At 71.2% G+C, this 18,800-nt stretch carries 12 protein-coding genes and 4 tRNA genes; 7 read left to right on the plus strand and 9 right to left on the minus strand.

Annotation, left to right across the window (positions count from 1 at the left end; genetic code table 11):
* Positions 1 to 484 precede the first annotated feature (484 nt).
* The 5 genes from ACGFQ9_RS06765 to ACGFQ9_RS06785 all read right to left on the minus strand — a co-directional run bounded on the left by ACGFQ9_RS06765 (position 485) and on the right by ACGFQ9_RS06785 (position 8,286).
* Positions 485 to 3,616, minus strand: a complete 3,132-nt coding sequence (locus ACGFQ9_RS06765; RefSeq protein WP_393571930.1) for an FG-GAP-like repeat-containing protein — start codon at positions 3,614 to 3,616, stop codon at positions 485 to 487.
* Between the two features lie 213 nt (positions 3,617 to 3,829).
* Positions 3,830 to 6,121, minus strand: a complete 2,292-nt coding sequence (locus tag ACGFQ9_RS06770; protein WP_393571932.1) for a DEAD/DEAH box helicase — start codon at positions 6,119 to 6,121, stop codon at positions 3,830 to 3,832.
* A 958-nt stretch (positions 6,122 to 7,079) separates the two neighbouring features.
* A complete protein-coding gene (locus ACGFQ9_RS06775; RefSeq protein ID WP_393571934.1) occupies positions 7,080 to 7,448 on the minus strand; it encodes a fluoride efflux transporter FluC in 369 nt (122 codons plus the stop codon).
* The gene (locus ACGFQ9_RS06780) at positions 7,445 to 7,939 is read right to left on the minus strand and encodes a fluoride efflux transporter FluC (protein WP_393571935.1); all 495 of its coding nucleotides are present in this window, start codon (positions 7,937 to 7,939) and stop codon (positions 7,445 to 7,447) included. The genes ACGFQ9_RS06775 and ACGFQ9_RS06780 overlap by 4 nt, the downstream gene beginning before the upstream one ends.
* Positions 7,936 to 8,286 carry a metallopeptidase family protein gene (locus tag ACGFQ9_RS06785; protein WP_393571937.1) on the minus strand — a complete coding sequence of 117 codons (351 nt, stop codon included), beginning with the start codon at positions 8,284 to 8,286 and terminating at the stop codon, positions 7,936 to 7,938. Before ACGFQ9_RS06785 ends, ACGFQ9_RS06780 begins: the two co-directional genes overlap by 4 nt.
* A gap of 105 nt (positions 8,287 to 8,391) precedes the next feature.
* Here ACGFQ9_RS06785 and ACGFQ9_RS06790 point away from each other — a divergent pair.
* The 3 genes from ACGFQ9_RS06790 (at position 8,392) to ACGFQ9_RS06800 (ending at position 8,673) form a co-directional block, all read left to right on the plus strand.
* Positions 8,392 to 8,464, plus strand: a tRNA-Glu gene (locus ACGFQ9_RS06790).
* Between the two features lie 38 nt (positions 8,465 to 8,502).
* A tRNA-Asp gene (locus ACGFQ9_RS06795) sits at positions 8,503 to 8,576 on the plus strand.
* A 23-nt stretch (positions 8,577 to 8,599) separates the two neighbouring features.
* Positions 8,600 to 8,673 (plus strand) — tRNA-Phe (locus ACGFQ9_RS06800).
* Between the two features lie 130 nt (positions 8,674 to 8,803).
* Here ACGFQ9_RS06800 and ACGFQ9_RS06805 read toward each other — a convergent pair.
* On the minus strand, positions 8,804 to 9,631 hold the full coding sequence (locus tag ACGFQ9_RS06805; RefSeq protein WP_393571939.1) for a cytochrome c biogenesis CcdA family protein: 828 nt from the start codon (positions 9,629 to 9,631) through the stop codon (positions 8,804 to 8,806).
* The gene (locus ACGFQ9_RS06810; protein WP_393571941.1) at positions 9,631 to 10,458 is read right to left on the minus strand and encodes a DsbA family protein; all 828 of its coding nucleotides are present in this window, start codon (positions 10,456 to 10,458) and stop codon (positions 9,631 to 9,633) included. Before ACGFQ9_RS06810 ends, ACGFQ9_RS06805 begins: the two co-directional genes overlap by 1 nt.
* A 117-nt stretch (positions 10,459 to 10,575) precedes the next feature.
* Between ACGFQ9_RS06810 and hrpA the strand changes: the two genes are divergently transcribed.
* Positions 10,576 to 14,523 carry an ATP-dependent RNA helicase HrpA gene (gene hrpA, locus ACGFQ9_RS06815; RefSeq protein WP_393571943.1) on the plus strand — a complete coding sequence of 1,316 codons (3,948 nt, stop codon included), beginning with the start codon at positions 10,576 to 10,578 and terminating at the stop codon, positions 14,521 to 14,523.
* A gap of 51 nt (positions 14,524 to 14,574) precedes the next feature.
* Positions 14,575 to 14,648: transfer RNA gene (locus tag ACGFQ9_RS06820), tRNA-Asp, on the plus strand.
* A gap of 473 nt (positions 14,649 to 15,121) precedes the next feature.
* Here ACGFQ9_RS06820 and bldC read toward each other — a convergent pair.
* On the minus strand, positions 15,122 to 15,328 hold the full coding sequence (bldC, locus tag ACGFQ9_RS06825) for a developmental transcriptional regulator BldC (RefSeq protein ID WP_003949541.1): 207 nt from the start codon (positions 15,326 to 15,328) through the stop codon (positions 15,122 to 15,124).
* Positions 15,329 to 16,013: 685 nt separating this feature from the next.
* A complete protein-coding gene (locus ACGFQ9_RS06830; protein WP_393571945.1) occupies positions 16,014 to 16,868 on the minus strand; it encodes a hypothetical protein in 855 nt (284 codons plus the stop codon).
* A gap of 200 nt (positions 16,869 to 17,068) precedes the next feature.
* Here ACGFQ9_RS06830 and ACGFQ9_RS06835 point away from each other — a divergent pair, with 200 nt between their 5' ends.
* Together ACGFQ9_RS06835 and ACGFQ9_RS06840 are read left to right on the plus strand one after the other, a co-directional pair.
* Positions 17,069 to 18,166, plus strand: a complete 1,098-nt coding sequence (locus ACGFQ9_RS06835; RefSeq protein ID WP_393571947.1) for a Leu/Phe/Val dehydrogenase — start codon at positions 17,069 to 17,071, stop codon at positions 18,164 to 18,166.
* A 288-nt stretch (positions 18,167 to 18,454) separates the two neighbouring features.
* Complete coding sequence (locus tag ACGFQ9_RS06840) at positions 18,455 to 18,724, plus strand: DUF3073 domain-containing protein (RefSeq protein WP_393571949.1); 270 nt, start codon at positions 18,455 to 18,457, stop codon at positions 18,722 to 18,724.
* Positions 18,725 to 18,800: the final 76 nt, after the last annotated feature.

Below are 18,800 nucleotides of genomic sequence, written 5' to 3' on the forward strand. Positions count from 1 at the left end.
GGGATCAGGCTCATGAGGGGCGAAGGCACGCGTGCAGCGCGCGACCCCGCAGGGTCTGACCCACGTGGAACGCCCAGGGATGTACGCGATCAGGAAAGTGATATGGATCTTTCCGCTTTCACCGCATTCGGGGTACGGAAAGGGCCCGTACGGCACCGGCCTGCCGTACGGGCTCCTCACCAACCGCCGCGCCAGAAGAGGCCCTTGTACCCGCCGAAGCCGGTGGCGATCTTCACGGTGGCCAGCAAGCCGCCCTTGCCGTCGCCGCTGTTGCACAGCAACATGCGTGTCGTACATGCGTGTTCGGCTGTCCGGACGCACCACGGGATCCGACTCGCCCGGGACACAAAGGGATGTACGGGATCAAGAAGTGCAAACACTTCTTCCGCTTTCCGTCCCGCCTCTCGCACCCCCTCCCCGGCGTGGACATGCGAAGGGGCCCGTCACGGCACCCATTTGCCGTGACGGGCCCCTGCAGGACCGGCTAGAAGAGGCCCTTGTACCCGCCGAAGCCGGTGGCGATCTTCACGGTGGCCAGCAGGCCGCCCTTGCCGTCGCCGCTGTTGCGGAGCAGCTCACCGGCCGCGTTCCGGGAGACCAGGTCGGCCTTGCCGTCCCCGCTGATGTCCCCGACGCCGATGAACTGCACCCGGCCGTTGGCCCAGCCGGCACCGTTGACCTGGACACGGGCCTTGAAGGTGCCGTTCCCGGCACCGTCGAACCGCCACAGGGTGTTGGCGGAGTCCACGGCCAGCAGATCCCCGCGGCCGTCACCGTTCAGGTCACCGGCGCCGACCACTTGCTTGTACGTCTTCCAGCCCGCCGAGACCTTCACCCGCGGCTTGAGCACCGCCCCCGCGTCCTGCGCGAACAGGTACAGGTCCCCGCTCGCCGCCTCCCGGCCCAGCAGGTCCGCCCGCCCGTCACCGGTCACATCGCCCGGCGAGGTCAGCACGTCGTACGCGCCGAAGCCCGTGCCCAGCCACTTCGAACCCATCGAGGCGGGCACGCCCGCCCCGCACGCCGGCTGGTACAGCCGCAGCGTCCCGGTCGAGTTCCGCACCAGGACGTCATTGCACCGGTCACCGTTCATGTCCCCGAAGGGGACGACCGTGGACGTCGTCGGCCAGCCCGCGCCGGACACCTTCGCCCCGCTCAGACCACCCTTGCCGTCACCACCGTGGAAGGTCAGCGCACCCGCCGCGTCCAGGGTCACCAGATCCCCGAACCCGTCCTTCCCGACGTGGTCCCGGCGCACCTCGGCCCCGCCGGACACCTTCACCGACCCGGACACCTTCAGGTCGGCGCCCTGCCCGTCGGCCGGCTTCGCCGTCAGCGTCCACCCGTACTCCCCGTTCGGGACGTACTTCCCGGCCGCGTCCTTCCCGTTCCACACCTGCTGGACCAGGGCGCGCGCCTCACCGCCGCCGTACGTCCGCACGGTCGCGCCGGTCGCCTTGCGGACCAGCGCCAGGCTCCAGGAGGCGGCCGGCTTGGACAGGGCCCAGCGGGCCTGCCAGGTGCCGGTGCCGCTCACGTCGGCGGTGGCCGGAGCGTCCTGGGCGGCCGCGCCGAGCGCCGAGGCCGGCGTCTCCGGCGCCAGGGTGTGCATGCGGTTGTCGCCGTCCACGTACGTGATGCCGCCGCCGAACCGGTCGACGGTGTACGAGGAACGGATGACCAGGGCGCCGCCCCGCCACATCAGCGGCAGGGACAGGTCCCGCGACGCGGGCGCGCCCGCCTGGAAGGAGGTGATCCGGAGGTAGGGCCAGGACTGGGTCTGCACGAACCAGCCGTCGCCGAGCAGGCCCTCCCCGCCGGGCAGGGCCGCGGTCCCGCCGGTGACCCGGTTGAGGGCCCCGCTCTTCCGGAACGACTCGCAGGACCAGGAGAGCCACGGGCCCGAGGTCTGGAGGTCGATGGGCACGCAGGACTGGCCGGTCTTCAGCGTGCCCGTGTCCTTGCCGGTGACCAGGTCGGTCACGGTGATCTCGCCGGGGACCGCGGACGAAGCCGAATACAGGGTGGTGCCCCATACCGACGCGGCCGCCTTCGGCTTCTTCAGGACCACCTTCGCGGTGTCGAAGTCGACGACGAGCAGCGAGCCCGTGGTCTCCGGCGTCCCGCGCATCCGCCCGCCGCTGGTGACCGCCGCGTAGCGCCCGAAGGCGTCGAGGACGGTGGCCGAGGACACACCGGTCGGGACCCGGGTCACCTTGCCGTCGGTGCCGCGGGCCACCACCTCCCGCCCGTAGTTGACGGCCGCGACGACCCGCCCGTCACCGGTCGCGACCAGGCTGTCGCACGTCCGGTACCCGCAGGAGTACTGGCTGTTCGCCTCCCGGCCGAGGAACTCCGGCCTGCCCGAGGCGGTCGGCACGCCGGCCGGCGTCAGCGTCCGGCTGTAGAAGCCGGGTCCCGAGACCCCGCCCGTCTCGGCGGCGAAGACGGTCCCGCGGCCGGCCGCGACGGCGTCGACCTCCACCGGCACCGGCTCGACCCGCATCAGCTTCCGCAGCTCCGGGGCACCGTCGGCGGCGGGCACCACCCGGTACGCGTTCCAGTCCTCGGCGTTGCTGCCGCCGATGGCGAAGGCACCCGAGTCCGGGAACTGGGCGGTGTCCCGCTGGACGCTGTCCAGCAGGACACGGCGCTGGGTGCCGTCCGCCGACAGCGCCACCAGCGCCCGGCCGATGGCCAGGGATCCGCCGCTGTCGGTCTCCGGGAGCACGATCCAGTCGCCGACCAGCGTGAACTCGTCCGGGTTCAGGTCCTCGGGGACGGTCGTGGACCTCGGCGTGGCGGTGATGTCCGCGCGGTTCACCACGTGGATCTCGCGCCCTTCACGCCAGGCGAAGCGGTCGCCGTCCAGGGCCGAGACGTCCCAGGTGCCGGCGGCCCGCCACTGGAGGGTGCCCGTCGCCAGGTCGATCAGGCCGAAGCGGTCGGCGTTCCACTGCTCCCCGCCGGGGGCCGCGAACTTCACCACGGCGGACCGGGCGTCGCCGCCCGCCGCCTTCACCGTGGCCGGGTCGGTGCCCTCGGGCCATCCGGTGACGGGGACCTTGGTGACGGTCCCGTTCTCCACGCGCAGGAGGTACAGGCCCACCACCCTGCGGCCCGAGCCGTTCTCGAGCTCCGCGGACTGCCCGACCAGGACGGACGAGCCGAACGTGCCGTAGTTGATGTCGTACGCGGGCACCTCGACCTTGGTGCTCAGGCCGGTCGCCATGTCCTTGAGCGTGACGCTCTCGCTCAGGTGTTCCGGCAGTGCCACGGTGTCGGAGCCGGTGCCGAACCGGTGGGGCACACCCCTGTCATGGGTGGACGTCAGCGGCGTGCTCGCACCCGTCGCGTAGCTGGTCCACATGATCGGGCCGTTGCCGTCCCAGAAGTCCGGGTCGTGCGCGTACCCGGTCGGGCCCACGTTCAGGATCGCCCCGAGACGCGGCTCGCTCCGCCAGTTCGGCGCGACGTCCACCTGCCCGGGCGGCGCGGGTGTCTCCGCGAAGGCCGGCGCGGGGACGAGTGCTGCCGCGGCCACGGCGGTGGACAGCGCCAGCAGCGCGGCCTGAGCGGTGCGGACGGCTCTCTTCCGTCCAAAAGCGGATGACATGGGCTCCTCCACCGAAGCGGTGCTGTCGCTTCTCCTGCATGGGTCGACGCGTTATCGCCATGCATGACCCACGGGTAACCGGAATGGATGTACGAGCCCGCGCACGGATTTTCCGAGCCCGGAAAACGACCCCTGAAACGACCCCGGAAACGGGACAGGGCCCGTACGACACGAGGTGTCGTACGGGCCCTGTCCGCGGGTCAGAAGCTACCGTCAGCCGTTGCGCTTCCAGCGCGGCTTGTCGTCGCGGCGGCCGAAGGAGCCGGAGCCGGAGCCGGACGGGCGGTGGTCGTCGCGGCGGCCGTAGGGGCGGTCACCGCCGCCGGAGCGGAAGCCGCCCGAGGGACGGTCGTCGCGGCGGTCGCGGTTGAACGGACGGTCGCCACCGCCGGAGCGGAAGCCGCCGGACGGGCGGTCGTCGCGGCGGAAGCCGCCACGGTCACCGCGGTGGTCGTCGCGGCGCTCGAAGCCACCGCGGTCGTCACGGCGGTCACGGTTGAAGCCGCCACCACGGTTGTCACGGTCGTCGCGGCGGAAGCCACCGCCACGGTTGTCGTCACGGCGCTCGAAGCCACGGTCACCACGGTCGTCCCGGCGGAAACCGCCACGGTCGCCACCGCGGTTGTCGTCACGACGGTCGTCGCGGCGGAAGCCACCGCCACGGTTGTCGTCACGGCGCTCGAAGCCACGGTCACCACGGTCGTCCCGGCGGAAGCCACCACGGTCGCCACCGCGGTTGTCGTCCCGGCGGAAGCCGCCGCGGTCGCCGCCGCGGTCGCCGCGGTTGTCGTCGCGGCGGAAGCCGCCACGGTCGCCGCCCCGGTTGTCGTCACGCCGGTCCCGGCGCTCGAAGTTGCCCCGCTCGTCGCGGCGCTCGGCGCGCTCGGCACGCTCGGCACGCTCCGCCTCGGCGGCAGCGGCGGCAACCGCCTCGGCCAGCTCCGCCTCGGCGGCCTCAGCCACCTCGGCCACCGCGGCCTCCGGGTCCTCGCCGCGCTCACGGGCGGCGCGGGCGACCAGGCGCTCGGCCTCCTCGCGGAGCTCGACGGCACGCTTCTGGAGCCGCTCCAGCTGCTTGGTCAGGTCGGCGACCTCGCGCTCGGCCTGCTTGGCGGCGTTGTTCGCGGAGTCAGCCTGGACCTCGGTGAGCGAACGCGCGCCGGTGATCTCGGCGACCTCCGGGTCGAACGCCCCCGCCCCGCCGACGATGTGGCGCGAGGCGTCCACGCCCGCGTCCTCCATCAGGCGGAAGATCTGGCGGCGCTGGTGCGGCAGGGCCAGGGAGACCACCACGCCGGAGCGGCCGGCGCGGGCGGTACGGCCCGAGCGGTGCAGGTAGTCCTTGTGGTCACCGGCCGGGTCCACGTTCAGGACCAGGTCGATGCCGTCGACGTGGATGCCGCGGGCGGCGACGTCGGTGGCGACGAGCGCGTTGACGTAGCCGTCCTTGAAGTCGGCCAGCGTGCGGGTACGGGCGCCCTGGGTCATGCCGCCGTGGAGCGCGTCCGCCTTCACGCCGGCGTCGCGCAGCTGCTCGGCGATGCGGTCGGCGCCCAGCTGGGTGCGGACGAAGATGATGGTGCGGCCCTTGCGGGCGGCGATGGCCGCGGTGACCGGGGCCTTGTCCTTCGGCTTCACGACCAGCACGTGGTGGGTCATGGTGGTGACCGCGCCGGCCGACGGGTCGACCTCGTGGGTGACCGGGTTCACCAGGTAGCGCTTGACCAGGGTGTCGATCTCGTTCTCGAGGGTGGCCGAGAACAGCAGGCGCTGGCCGCCGGTCGGGACCTGGTCGAGCAGCTCGGTGACCTCGGGCAGGAAGCCCAGGTCGGCCATCTGGTCGGCCTCGTCGAGGACCGCGACCTGGACCTCTGCCAGGGAGCAGGCGCCGCGGTTGATGATGTCGCGCAGTCGGCCCGGGGTGGCGACGAGGATGTCGACACCGCGCTCCAGGGCGTAGATCTGGTTGCCCATGGAGGTACCGCCACAGACGACCTTCATCTTCAGGCCGAGCACGTCGCCGTAGGGCTGGAGGGCGTCCGCGACCTGCATCGCGAGCTCACGGGTCGGGGTGAGGATGACACCGCGGGGCTTCTTCTTCTCCGTGTGGCCGCCGGCCAGGGTGGCCAGCAGCGGGAGACCGAAGGAGAGGGTCTTGCCGGAGCCGGTGCGGCCGCGGCCCAGGATGTCCTTGCCGGCCAGGGCGTCCGGGATGGTCGCGGCCTGGATCGGGAACGGGGTGGTCACACCGTTCTGACCGAGCTTGCGGACGACACCCTCCGGAAGACCGAGGTCCCCGAAGGTGATGGTCGGCTCGGCCGGCTCCTCGGCGTCGGCATCGGCGTCGATGTCGTCGATGTCGGCGTCGGCCTCGACGTCGATGTCGGCCTCGGCCGCGATCTCCGCCTCGTACGCCTCGATGGTCTCGTCGACCACAAGGGCCTCGACGGCCTCAGCGGCGTCGTTCTCGGGCATGACGGCACGGTCAGAACTGGAAATGGACATGCGAATGCGAAAACCTTCCGGAGTCTCGGCACGCGCCCAAACTCCGTGAATCGCAAATTCGACCGCCTCATGCGGTCAGCCACGGCAAGGGAGAGTACGCGCCACGCGGCGCTCTTCGGGTTCGGCGCCGGGCAATGGGATCAAACGATCTATAACCATACGCACCTCTCCCCCACCATGGCAAATCCGCAGGCCGGAGGGCAGCCGGGCTCGCATCCCGGCCGGACCCGCCCCCGCCCCGGCCCGCATCCGCCCAGGTCAGCCCGCGGCCTGGGGCTGGGGGTCGGGTCCCGTGCTGGGCCCGGGGTCCACCGGCGGCTCCGGTGTGGGGTCCGTCACAGGCGGCTCCGGCGTGGGCGGCTGGACCGGCGGGGTGGGATCACCACCCCCGGAGCCACCGGAATCACCGGGTCCGGGGGGCGGGTCCTTCGGCCCCTGGCCCCCGCCGCCCGAGCCCCCACCGGGGCCCGTCCCGCCTGCCACACCACCGGGGCCGGCCGGCCCGGCCGATGGCGAGGGCCCGCCGGGTGCGCCGGGCGAAGCACCGGGGCTGGGCGTGGCCCCGGCCGGCGCGGGCTTGCCCTCCTCGCCCGGCTTCACGTCCTTGCCCTCCGCGCCGGTCCGCTTGCCGTGCCCGGAGGCGTGACCACCGGACCCGCGCCCGGAGCCGCCGGCACCGCCCGACTCGGCGGCCGCCCCCCGGCGGTCTCCGGACGAGGACGGCGAGGGCTTCGCGGAATCGTCGCTCACGCTCATGCAGCCCGCCGCCGCCGCGACCGCGATCGCGGTGACGGCCAGTCGGAGGGACGTGGAGAACTGGCGCACGGGTGGCACCTCCGGGGGTGGCGAGTGCGACGGAGCGCCCGCGGACAGCGGGTCAGTGTGCCCAACTCCCTTCGCCCCGCCGGGGACACGCCCCTGCGGACACGACCTGTCCTCGAACACCCGCGCCCAGCGCTCAGGCCCGGCCCGCCAGTTGCTCCGCCAGCTGCCACCCCAGGTGTACGGCGCCCAGCCCGACCAGCACCGACGCCGCCACGTTCGCCGCGGCCAGGAAGCCCCGGCCGAGCTCGGCCAGCCGCAGGGTCTCGTACGAGAAGGTGGAGTACGTGCTCAGCGCCCCGCACAGTCCCGTCCCGAGCAGCGCGTACGGACCGGCCGAGAGCGAGGCCCCGGCCAGCGCGCCGAGCACCAGGCAGGCGGCCGCGTTGACCGTGAACGTCCCCCACGGGAACGCCGAGTCGTGCCGCAGCTGGACCGCACGGTCCGTCAGGTACCGCAGCGGGGCGCCGACCGCCGCCCCGGCCACCACCAGCAGCCAGTTCATCCGGACCGCCGCCGGTCCCCGGCCGCCCGTCCCCGGACGGCCCGCCGGGTCAGCACGGCGGCCGGCCACACCGCGCCCAGCGCCCCGGCGACCGTCCCGCCGGCGTACGCCAGCGCCGTGGCGGCCTCGCCCTCGTCCAGCAGCCGCGCGAAGTCCAGGGCGTACGCCGAGAAGGTGGTGAAGCCTCCGAGCACACCCGTCCCCAGGAACGGCCGCACCAGCGCGTGCGCCGTCCGCCCGCCCTCGCTCACCAGCACCATCAGCACGCCGATCAGCGCGCAGCCGGTGACATTGATCCAGAAGGTGGCCCAGGGGAACCCGCCGGGCGCACCCGGCCACAACAGCGAGACCCCGTAACGCGCCACCGCCCCGAGGGCGCCGCCGACCGCGACCACGGCCAGCACCCGCCCCTGCGGCTCGGCGCGCTGCGCGGGCACATGGAGGTCGACGTCGGGATCGATCGCCTCCGCGTCCGGTACCGGACGGGTCACCCGTACCCCAGGGCGTGCAGCCGGTCGTCGTCGATCCCGAAGTGGTGGGCGATCTCGTGCACCACGGTGATCTCGGTCTCCTCGACCACTTCCTCCCTGTTCTCGCAGATCCGCAGGGTCGGGTTGCGGTAGATCGTGATCCGGTCCGGCAGGACCCCGGCGTACCACTCGCCGCGGTCCGTGAGCGGAGTCCCCTCGTACAGCCCGAGGAGTTCCGGATCGTCCGCCGGCGGCTCGTCCTCCACGAACACCGCCACGTTGTCCATGAGCCGCGTCAGCTCGGGCGGGATCCGGTCCAGGGCTTCTGCGACGAGCTCCTCGAACTCCTCACGCGTCATCTCCAGCACCCGGCCATTCTCCCTCCGGCGGGAATCGTTTTGGCGATAGCTCCCCGCATCCCATATGCTTCTCACGTCCCCGACGCGCTGGAAAGCGCCCAGGCGGGCCTCTTAGCCCTCATCGTCTAGTGGCCCAGGACGCCGCCCTTTCAAGGCGGTAGCACGGGTTCGAATCCCGTTGGGGGCACGCACAACCCTGTGCGAGACTTGTTCTCGCACGAACATGGTCCTGTGGAGCAGTTGGTTAGCTCGCCACCCTGTCAAGGTGGAGGTCGCGGGTTCAAGTCCCGTCAGGATCGCTGAGGCTCGAAAGAGTCCTCGTGGCTGGGTAGCTCAGTTGGTACGAGCGATCGCCTGAAAAGCGATAGGTCGCCGGTTCGACCCCGGCCCCAGCCACAAGAAGGAAGGCCCCGTCCATTGGACGGGGCCTTCCTCGTTCTCCCTGCGCCTTGCCTGCGCCTTCCCAGTGCTCCCGGCACACCCGTCCGGACGGGCGGTCACCCGTCCGGACGAGTCCCGGCAACGATCACTCCTCCGGACGAACCCCGTCACGGCGCCACCGCACCACGCCGGCCCCGAGGCCGCCCAGGGCCACCAGCCCCAGCACCGCCCAGTCCGGCACCCCGTCCGCCGCCCCGCGCACCCACTGCTCCACCGCGAACGAGTCGTCCACGTCCAGCAGCCCCGGCAGCGCGCTCGCCCCGTCGTACGCGAGGAACATCGCGCCCAGCGCCACGAAGAACAGCCCGGACAGCAGCGAGGTGGTGTGCAGCTCCAGCCGGCCCACCGAGAAGGCCCGCCCGCGCAGCCAGCGCCGCCGCCCCAGCTCGAACCGCTCCCAGAGCAGCGCCAGCAGGAACAGCGGCACGGCCATCCCCAGGGCGTACACGGCCAGCAGCAGGCCTCCGTAGACCGGGGAGCCGGACACCGCGGCCACCGTCAGGACGCTGCCCAGGATCGGGCCGGCGCAGAACCCGGCCAGCCCGTAGACGGCGCCCAGGGCGTACACGGACAGCACGGTGGTCGGGCGGATCCGGCCGGAGAGCTCGGAGAGCCGCCGGGAGGCGAAGCCGAGGCCCAGGATCTGGGCCAGGCCCAGCGCGATGATCAGCCAGCCTCCGGACAGCACCAGGGCGTCCCGGTGCCCGTGGAAGAACCGCCCGGCGGTCGAGGAGGCCGCGCCCAGCGGTACCAGGGTGCTCGCCAGGCCGGCGTAGAAGATGCCGGTACGGGCGAGCAGCCGCGAGGCGGAGTCGATCGAGTAGGCGAAGAAGGCCGGGAGCAGCAGGGCGCTGCACGGCGAGAGCAGCGCGAGGAGGCCGCCCAGCAGCGCGGCCAGGTACCCGATCTCCATCAGCGGGCCGCCGGGGGCACCGCCGACGGCGTCCCGGACGGGGCCGCCGGGGACTTCCCGGCCGCCGCCCTCGCCGCGGCCCGCTCGATGGCCGCCTCGAACTCGCCCGACGGCAGGGCGCCCGCGATGGGCTCGCCGTTGACCAGGAAGGACGGGGTGGAGGAGACCCCGATCCGGTGGCCCTCCTCCTGGTCCCTGGCCACGGCCTCCCCGGCCGCCGTACCGGCCGTGTCGGCCCGGAACCGCTCCAGGTCCGGGACACCGGCCTGCCGGGCCAGCTCGACCAGCCGGTCCGCACCGAAGCCCTTCTCCTTCTCGCCCTTGGCGTAGGCGGCGGAGTGGAAGGCGTGGAAGCGGCCCTGCTGCGCGGCGGCCCAGGCGGCGCGGGCGGCGGCCTCGGACTCCCCGCCGAAGATCGGGAAGTTCCGGTACTCGATCCGGAGGGTGCCGTTGTCCACGTACTTCCCGATCAGCCCGGGTTCGGTGTCGCGCGCGAACTTGCCGCAGTAGCCGCACCGGTAGTCGGCGTACTCGATCAGCACCACCGGGGCGTCCGCCCGGCCCACGGCCAGCTTGTCCCCGGCATCCCGGCGGGCCAGGGCGAGCAGGTCCGACCGGGCGCCGGTGCCGCTGCCGGTGCTCCCGGGGGCCGGGGAGGACTGCGCCGAGGAGGGGAGCGGCTCGTAGGCGAACCAGCCGCGGTCCTCCTCCGGGGCGGTGGCCTGCCAGGAGGCGAGTCCCATGACGACGGCGAGCAGCGCCACCCCCGCGGAGATCAACAGCGGCTTCGGCGGCTTCTTGGACGCGGGCGTCCCGGGGCGGGGCATGACGGGCCTCTCACTCGTACGACAGGGCGTTTCAGGGGATCTCGTCCGCAAATGCTACAAGTGGGGCACTCAATTGGTTCGCCAGTCGGCGGGCCCGGGTGAGATCCTCGGTTACGTATGTCTACTTCCTTCGCCGCCCTGCAGACGCTGCTCGGTGAGACCTCGCTCCGCGACGCTCACCGGCTCGGCCGTCGCCTCGAAGGCGCTCGACGCATCCGCAAGCCCGAGGCCAAGCAGGCCGTGCTCGACGAGATCGCCGCGGAGGCCGCGAAGGCCGCCGAACGGCTGGCCGGCCGTGCCGCCCGCATGCCCGGGGTCACCTACCCCGAATCGCTGCCGGTCAGCCAGAAGAAGGACGAGATCGCCGAGGCGATACGCGACCACCAGGTCGTGATCGTCGCCGGTGAGACCGGTTCCGGCAAGACCACGCAGATCCCCAAGATCTGCATGGAGCTGGGCCGCGGCGTCCGGGGCATGATCGGGCACACTCAGCCCCGCCGGATCGCCGCCCGCACGGTGGCGGAGCGGATCGCCGACGAGCTGAAGTCCGAGATCGGGCAGACCGTCGGCTGGAAGGTCCGCTTCACCGACCAGGTGGATCCGGACGCGACCTTCGTGAAGCTGATGACGGACGGCATCCTGCTCGCCGAGATCCAGACGGACCGCGAGCTCCGCGCCTACGACACGATCATCATCGACGAGGCCCACGAGCGCAGCCTCAACATCGACTTCCTCCTCGGCTACCTCGCCCAGCTGCTGCCGAAGCGTCCCGACCTCAAGGTCGTGATCACCTCGGCGACCATCGACCCGGAGCGCTTCTCCCGCCACTTCGGCGACGCCCCGATCGTCGAGGTCAGCGGCCGTACGTACCCGGTGGAGGTGCGTTACCGGCCCCTGCTGGAGGAGGATTCCGAGGAGTCCGACCGGGACCAGATCACCGCCATCTGCGACGCCGTCGACGAGCTGCAGAAGGAGGGGCCCGGCGACATACTCGTCTTCCTCTCCGGCGAGCGGGAGATCCGCGACACCGCGGACGCCCTGAACAAGCTGAAGCTGCGCTTCACCGAAGTACTGCCGCTCTACGCCCGGCTCTCGCACGCCGAGCAGCACCGGGTCTTCCAGCCGCACACCGGCCGCCGGATCGTCCTCGCGACGAACGTGGCCGAGACCTCCCTGACGGTCCCCGGCATCAAGTACGTGATCGACCCGGGCAACGCCCGGATCTCCCGCTACAGCCACCGCACCAAGGTGCAGCGGCTGCCCATCGAGCGGATCTCCCAGGCCAGCGCCAACCAGCGCAAGGGCCGCTGCGGCCGTACCTCGGACGGCATCTGCATCCGGCTGTACTCCGAGGACGACTTCGACGGCCGCCCGGAGTTCACCGACGCCGAGATCCTGCGCACCAACCTGGCCTCCGTCATCCTGCAGATGACCGCGGCCGGCCTCGGCGAGATCGAGAAGTTCCCCTTCATCGACCCGCCGGACCACCGCAACATCCGCGACGGCGTGCAGCTGCTCCAGGAGCTGGGCGCGCTGGACCCCGCCCAGAAGGATCCGAAGAGGCAGCTCACCCCGCTCGGCCGGAAGCTCTCCCAGCTCCCCGTCGACCCCCGCCTGGCCCGGATGGTCATCGAGGCCGACAAGAACGGCTGCGTCCGCGAGGTCATGGTGATCGCCGCGGCCCTGTCCATCCAGGACCCGCGCGAGCGCCCCTCGGACAAGCAGACCCAGGCCGACCAGCAGCACGCCCGGTTCAAGGACGAGACCTCCGACTTCCTGGCCTTCCTCAACCTGTGGCGGTACGTCCGCGAGCAGCAGAAGGAGCGCGGCTCGTCCTCGTTCCGCCGGATGTGCAAGCAGGAGTACCTGAACTTCCTGCGGATCCGGGAGTGGCAGGACATCTACTCCCAGCTGCGTACGGTCGCCAAGACCATGGGCATCCACCTCAACGAGGAGGACGCCCCGGAGCAGCACGTGCACGTGTCGCTGCTGGCCGGCCTGCTCTCGCACATCGGCCTGAAGGACACCGACAAGAACGAGTACCTCGGTGCCCGGTCGGCGAAGTTCGCGGTCTTCCCGGGCTCGGCTCTGTTCAAGAAGCAGCCCAAGTTCGTGATGTCGGCGGAGCTGGTGGAGACCTCGCGGCTGTGGGCCCGGGTCAACGCCAAGGTGGAGCCGGAGTGGGTCGAGCCGCTGGCCCAGCACCTGATCAAGCGCACGTACAGCGAGCCGCACTGGGAGAAGGACCAGGCGGCCGTGATGGCGTACGAGCGGGTCACCCTCTACGGGGTTCCGATCGTCGCCCAGCGGAAGATCAACTACGGGCGGATCGACCCCGAGGTCTCGCGCGAGCTGTTCATCCGGAACGCGCTGGTCGAGGGCGACTGGCGGACCCACCACAAGTTCTACGCCGACAACCGCAGGCTGCTCACCGAGGTCGAGGAGCTCGAACACCGGGCCCGGCGGCGGGACATCGTCGTCGACGACGAGACCCTCTTCGACTTCTACGACCAGCGGATCCCCGAACACGTCGTATCGGGCGCGCACTTCGACTCCTGGTGGAAGCACAAGCGCCACGAGGAGCCCGAACTCCTTGATTTCGAACGGGAGATGCTGCTCACCGAGAAGGCGGCCGGGGTCACCAAGGCCGACTACCCGGACACCTGGCGGCAGGGCGCCCTGAAGTTCAGGGTCACCTACCAGTTCGAGCCGGGTGCGGACGCGGACGGCGTCACCGTGCACGTTCCGCTCCAGGTGCTGAACCAGGTCACCGAGGAGGGCTTCGACTGGCAGATCCCCGGTCTGCGGGAAGAGGTCGTCACGGAGCTGATCCGGTCCCTGCCGAAGCCGGTCCGCCGGCACTACGTGCCCGCGCCGAACTTCGCTGGCCGCTTCCTGTCGACCGTGGCGGCTTCCGCCGCCGAGGGCGGCGGGGCCCTGCAGGAGCCGCTGACGGCGGCCCTGGCCCGGGAGCTGCAGCGGATGGTCGGGGTGCCGGTGTCGGCCGGGGACTTCGACCTCTCCCGGATCCCGGACCACCTGAAGATCACGTTCCGGATCGTCGACGAGCGCCGCAAGAAGCTCGCCGAGGACAAGGACCTGGAGGCCCTGCGGCTGAGGCTGAAGCCCAAGGCCCGCCAGGCGCTCTCCAAGGCCGCCGCGGCCACCGCCGAGCGCTCGGGCGGGGAGTCCCTGGAGCGCACCGGCCTGACCGCCTGGACGATCGGCTCGCTCACCCGGGTGTTCGAGACCCGGCGGGCCGGGCAGCCGGTGAAGGCGTTCCCGGCGCTGGTGGACGCGGGCGACAGCGTGTCCGTCCGGCTCTTCGACACGGAGGCCGAGCAGCAGCGGGCGATGTGGCTGGGCACCCGGAAGCTGATCATGCTGAACATTCCGGTGAACCCGGCGAAGTTCGCCTCCGAGAAGCTGACCAACCAGCAGAAGCTCGCGCTGTCCCGCAATCCGCACGGCTCCGTCCAGGCGCTGTTCGACGACTGCGCGACGGCGGCGGCCGACAAGCTGATCGCCGACCACGGCGGCCCGGCATGGGACGAGGCGGGCTTCGCCAGGCTCTTCGACTCCGTACGGGCCGACCTGGTGGACACCACCGTGCGCACGGTCGGGCAGGTGCAGCAGATCCTGGCCGCCTGGCAGGCCTGTGAGCGCCGCCTGAAGGCCACCAACAGCCTTGCCCTGGTGAACAACCTCCAGGACGTCAGGACGCAGCTGGCGGCCCTCGTGCCGGCCGGTTTCGTGACGCTGACCGGGCTGAAGCGGCTGCCGGACCTGATGCGCTACCTGGTGGCGGTGGACCGGCGGCTGCAGCAGATGCCGACGGCGGTCCAGCGCGACACCACGCGCATGGAGAAGGTCCACGAGATGCAGGACGAGTACGCCTGGCTGCTGGAGCAGTTGCCCAAGGGGCGGCCGGTGCCGGGCGAGGTGACCGAGATCCGCTGGATGATCGAGGAACTCCGGGTCAGCTATTTCGCGCACGCCCTGGGGACGGCGTACCCGATCTCCGACAAGCGCATCGTGAAGGCGGTGGACGCCGCGGCGCCGTGACCCGGTTCGACCTGGACCCCAGAACTGCTGTACAGTCTGACTCGCAACCAAGGTCCTGTGGAGCAGTTGGTTAGCTCGCCACCCTGTCAAGGTGGAGGTCGCGGGTTCAAGTCCCGTCAGGATCGCAACAGACTCAGGGCCCGTATCCCATCGGATACGGGCCCTGAGTCGTTTTTGTCTTTCCACGCGTTTCCTGTTTCCGGGGACAGCGATGCCGCCCAAGAGCGAGAATCCCCCTTACGAGTGCACCGCCTCGTACACAAGAGTGATCCACTGTGACAGGGGTCACCACACGAATTTCTGAGATCCCCTCTTTTATCGCACCCCTACGCGGCCTCAATTTAATATGTGCAATGGCACCTCCCCGTGGGCGCGGCCCGGGGGAGCCGGCCGGAAGGCGGACCGGGGCACGGACGAAGAGCCTCCGGGGCACAAAAAAGATCGCGCTGGACCCGGCGGAGTCCAGCGCGATCGAACGACGTGGTGAACCTGTTGGGGCAGGCCCAGTCGGTGGAGCAGGGTGGGTCACATCGGATTGGGGGATCCGTTCGAACCCGGTGAAGCGGGGTGCTACGGGTGCTACGGGTGCTGCGCGGCCTTACGCCTCGCTGCGCTGCTGCGGAATGCCCGCGAGCAGAGCACGAACCTCGGCCTCGCGGTAACGGCGGTGCCCACCCAGGGTGCGGATGGACGTCAGCTTGCCGGCCTTGGCCCAGCGGGTCACCGTCTTCGGGTCCACGCGGAACATCGTGGCGACCTCAGCCGGGGTCAGCAGCGGCTCGGCATCAGGGGTGCGAGCGGTCATGAGCGGCCTCCTCGGGAGAACCGAACCATCTCGGTTCTTTCCTCTAAATTCTGCACCTTGGCCCGCGTTGCCCGAAATGGACAGACGCGGGCCGAGTCGGTTATAGGACGAACGGCTTGTCCTCGGCACTACAACTACACCATCTGTCCAGCCTCGTCGGCCAAACCGACGGAATTGCCCTCCGAGGTGTTCATCAGCGGCGGAAGCCGATGGACCCGCCCATAACGGACAGTCACCCCACCGTAACGATCAGTCACAGAGCGATCAGGAGTCGCGAGACCCCCCATAGAGTGCAATGCCGAGCATTCCGCCCTTAGTTGGACGGAAGGAACCCTCCCCGGACTCCTTGTCCTATTTTGGCACGAGGGTAGGGGAACGGCGCAAGGGTGTGGTTAGTGCGGTCCGTCACGCTTGGGCCAATGGCCCGTATCGGGACGTAGGTCCTGGCACTAGGACCCCAATGCCTGGGTTCGGGTCCATGATCCCTGATTGTGCCCATTGTGGCGATAGCACCGACACGCGGCATGTGACGGGGAGTTCCCGTCCGGGCGACAGGACCGCGCCCGGCTCCCCCGCCGGAGGGCGGCGCCTCCGGCCGGCGAAGGTTCCCTCCCCCGGCTGGCAAAGAGTCTCCCCGTCAGAAGGTGACGCGTCTCTCCCTTCAGGACGTGACGCGCGTCTCCTTTCAGTTGGCGAACAGCCTCTCCCGCACCGCCCGCCAGCGCTCCGCCAGCCCCCCGTACACCGACCGCGCACCCTCCTCGTCCCCGGCGCGCAGCGCCGCCAGCCCAGCCGCCAGGTCCGCCGCCGACCGGTCCGCCGCCAGCCGGGCCGGCGGCAGCGCGTGCACCAGCCCGCCGTAGTCCAGCTCCACCATCGACTTCGGGTGGAACTCCTCCAGCCAGCTCCCGACCTCCACCAGCCCCTCGGCCAGGCCCGAATAGCCCTCCGCCTCCCGCAGCGTCCGCAGCCCGCGCGCCAGCCGCCGCCGGGCCTGCACCATCGGCGTCCGGTAGCGCAGACGCTCCCCCGGCAAGTAGTCCCGCTCCTCGTCCGCGACGAGCACGAACCAGCGCAGCGGCACCTGCCAGACCGCCGTGCGGATCCACGGCCGGGCATCGGGGTTCCGCTCCCGCCAGCGCCCGTACTCCTCGGCCGCCCGCCGCCGCACCCCCGGCGGAAGCGCCGCGTCCAGCACAGGCGCCGGGAAATCCGCGACGAGCTCCTCGAGCGCCAGCCAGCCGCGCAGCCGGGTCCGCCACGGGCAGACCAGGACCACCCCGTCCACCTCCTCGGCGAACGCGTCCGAGCTCTCCCGCTCGGGCACCCCCGAGGGCGGGACCCGCACCAACTCCGCCAGCGAGCGTCGCAGTTCGTCCTGGGCGGTGGGCCGCTCGCCGCGCCGGACGTACGCCGCCCAGTGCGTCCGCTCCGGCTCCGGGAAGGCCGCCAGCGGCTCGTAAACGCGCAGGTAGGAGGCGTAGGGAACGGTCGGCGCCGAGCGCGCCGAGGGGACCGGGAGATCGCTGGATTCGCTCACCCACGACTCTTCCCCCGCGCCGCCGGGAGCTACTCCGCGCACGCCCGGCGTACTGCGCGGGTGGGGCGCGCACGGAGTCCGGGCGAGTGATCCGGGCCACTCCTCCCCGCGCCCGCCCGCCCAGGTCTTACGCTGCTCATACAAGCCCTCCCCACCCTCAGGAGGGTCACCGCCGCATCTCTTCCATGGGAGTCACCACCGTGACCGAAATGACCGACGGCGTCCTGCACACCCTGTTCCGCACGGAGCAGGGCGGCCACGAGCAGGTCGTGCTGTGCCAGGACCGCGAAAGTGGTCTCAAGGCCGTCATCGCCATCCACTCCACCGCGCTGGGCCCGGCCCTCGGCGGTACGCGCTTCCACGCGTACGCCTCGGACGAGGAGGCCGTCCTCGACGCGCTGAACCTCGCGCGCGGCATGTCGTACAAGAACGCCCTCGCCGGGCTGGACCACGGCGGCGGCAAGGCCGTGATCATCGGCGACCCCGACGTCCTCAAGTCCGAGGAACTCCTGCTGGCCTACGGCCGGTTCGTCGAGTCCCTGGGCGGCCGCTACGTGACCGCCTGCGACGTCGGCACCTACGTCGCCGACATGGACGTGGTGGCCCGCGAGACCCGCTGGGCGACCGGCCGCTCCCCCGAGAACGGCGGCGCCGGCGACTCCTCGGTGCTCACCGCCTACGGCGTCTTCCAGGGCATGCGCGCCAGCGCCCAGCACCTGTGGGGCGACCCGACCCTGCGCGGCCGCAAGGTCGGCGTGGTGGGCGTCGGCAAGGTCGGCCACTACCTGGTCGAGCACCTGCTGGAGGACGGCGCCGAGGTCGTGATCACGGACGTCCGCCAGGAGTCGGTGCAGCGGATCCTCGACAAGCACCCGGGCAAGGTCACGGCGGTCGCCGACACCGACGCCCTGATCCGCGTCCCGGGCCTCGACATCTACGCCCCCTGCGCGCTGGGCGGCGCCCTGAACGACGACTCGGTGCCGGTACTGACCGCCAGGGTGGTCTGCGGCGCGGCGAACAACCAGCTCGCGCACCCGGGCGTGGAGAAGGACCTCGCCGACCGCGGGATCCTCTACGCACCCGACTACGTGGTCAACGCCGGCGGCGTGATCCAGGTCGCCGACGAACTGCACGGCTTCGACTTCGACCGGTGCAAGGTCAAGGCCACCAAGATCTTCGACACCACGCTGGAGATCTTTGCGCGCGCGAAGGCCGATGGGATTCCGCCGGCCGCCGCGGCCGACCGGATCGCCGAGCAGCGGATGGCGGACGCCCGCGCCGCCGCCCGCACCGCGTAGGCGTCAAGACCCCCCGGTTGCGCCCGCCGGGGTGCGGCGAGAGAAGACTCACTGCACTTCGGCGGGTCGCCCGCCAATAAAGGGTTAAAATCGCAGCTGACCAGCGAGTACAGGGCGTCTCATGGTCACTGCACCGGGGCACGTCATGCGGGCGGCGTACCGTATGGCCGCGGAAGCAGGTACCGTTAAAGCCCTAAGGACGGTCTCTCCACGGAGAGCCCGCTCCGAACCATGAACGCGTGTCAAGACTCTGGGGCCGTCGAGCCCCGTCACCGAGGGGGTCGAGCCATGGGGCGCGGCCGGGCAAAGGCCAAGCAGACGAAGGTCGCCCGCCAGCTGAAGTACAGCAGCGGCGGGACTGATCTGACGCGTCTGGCCAGCGAGCTGGGCGCATCGACTTCGCAACCGCTCTCGCAGCAGCCGCCGAATGGCGAGCCGTTCGAGGACGACGACGAGGACGAGGACGACCCGTACGCCCGCTACGCGGAGCTGTACAACGACGACGACGAGGACGAGGACGACGAGTCCGGTCCGTCGCAGCAGCGTCGCGGCGCTTGACGCGCTCACCTCGCTCATCGCTTCGCACACAACGCATCACACACTGAAACCCGGTCCAGGGCATTGCCCGGACCGG

Source organism: Streptomyces sp. NPDC048603 (genome assembly GCF_043199475.1).
GTDB lineage: Bacteria > Actinomycetota > Actinomycetes > Streptomycetales > Streptomycetaceae > Streptomyces.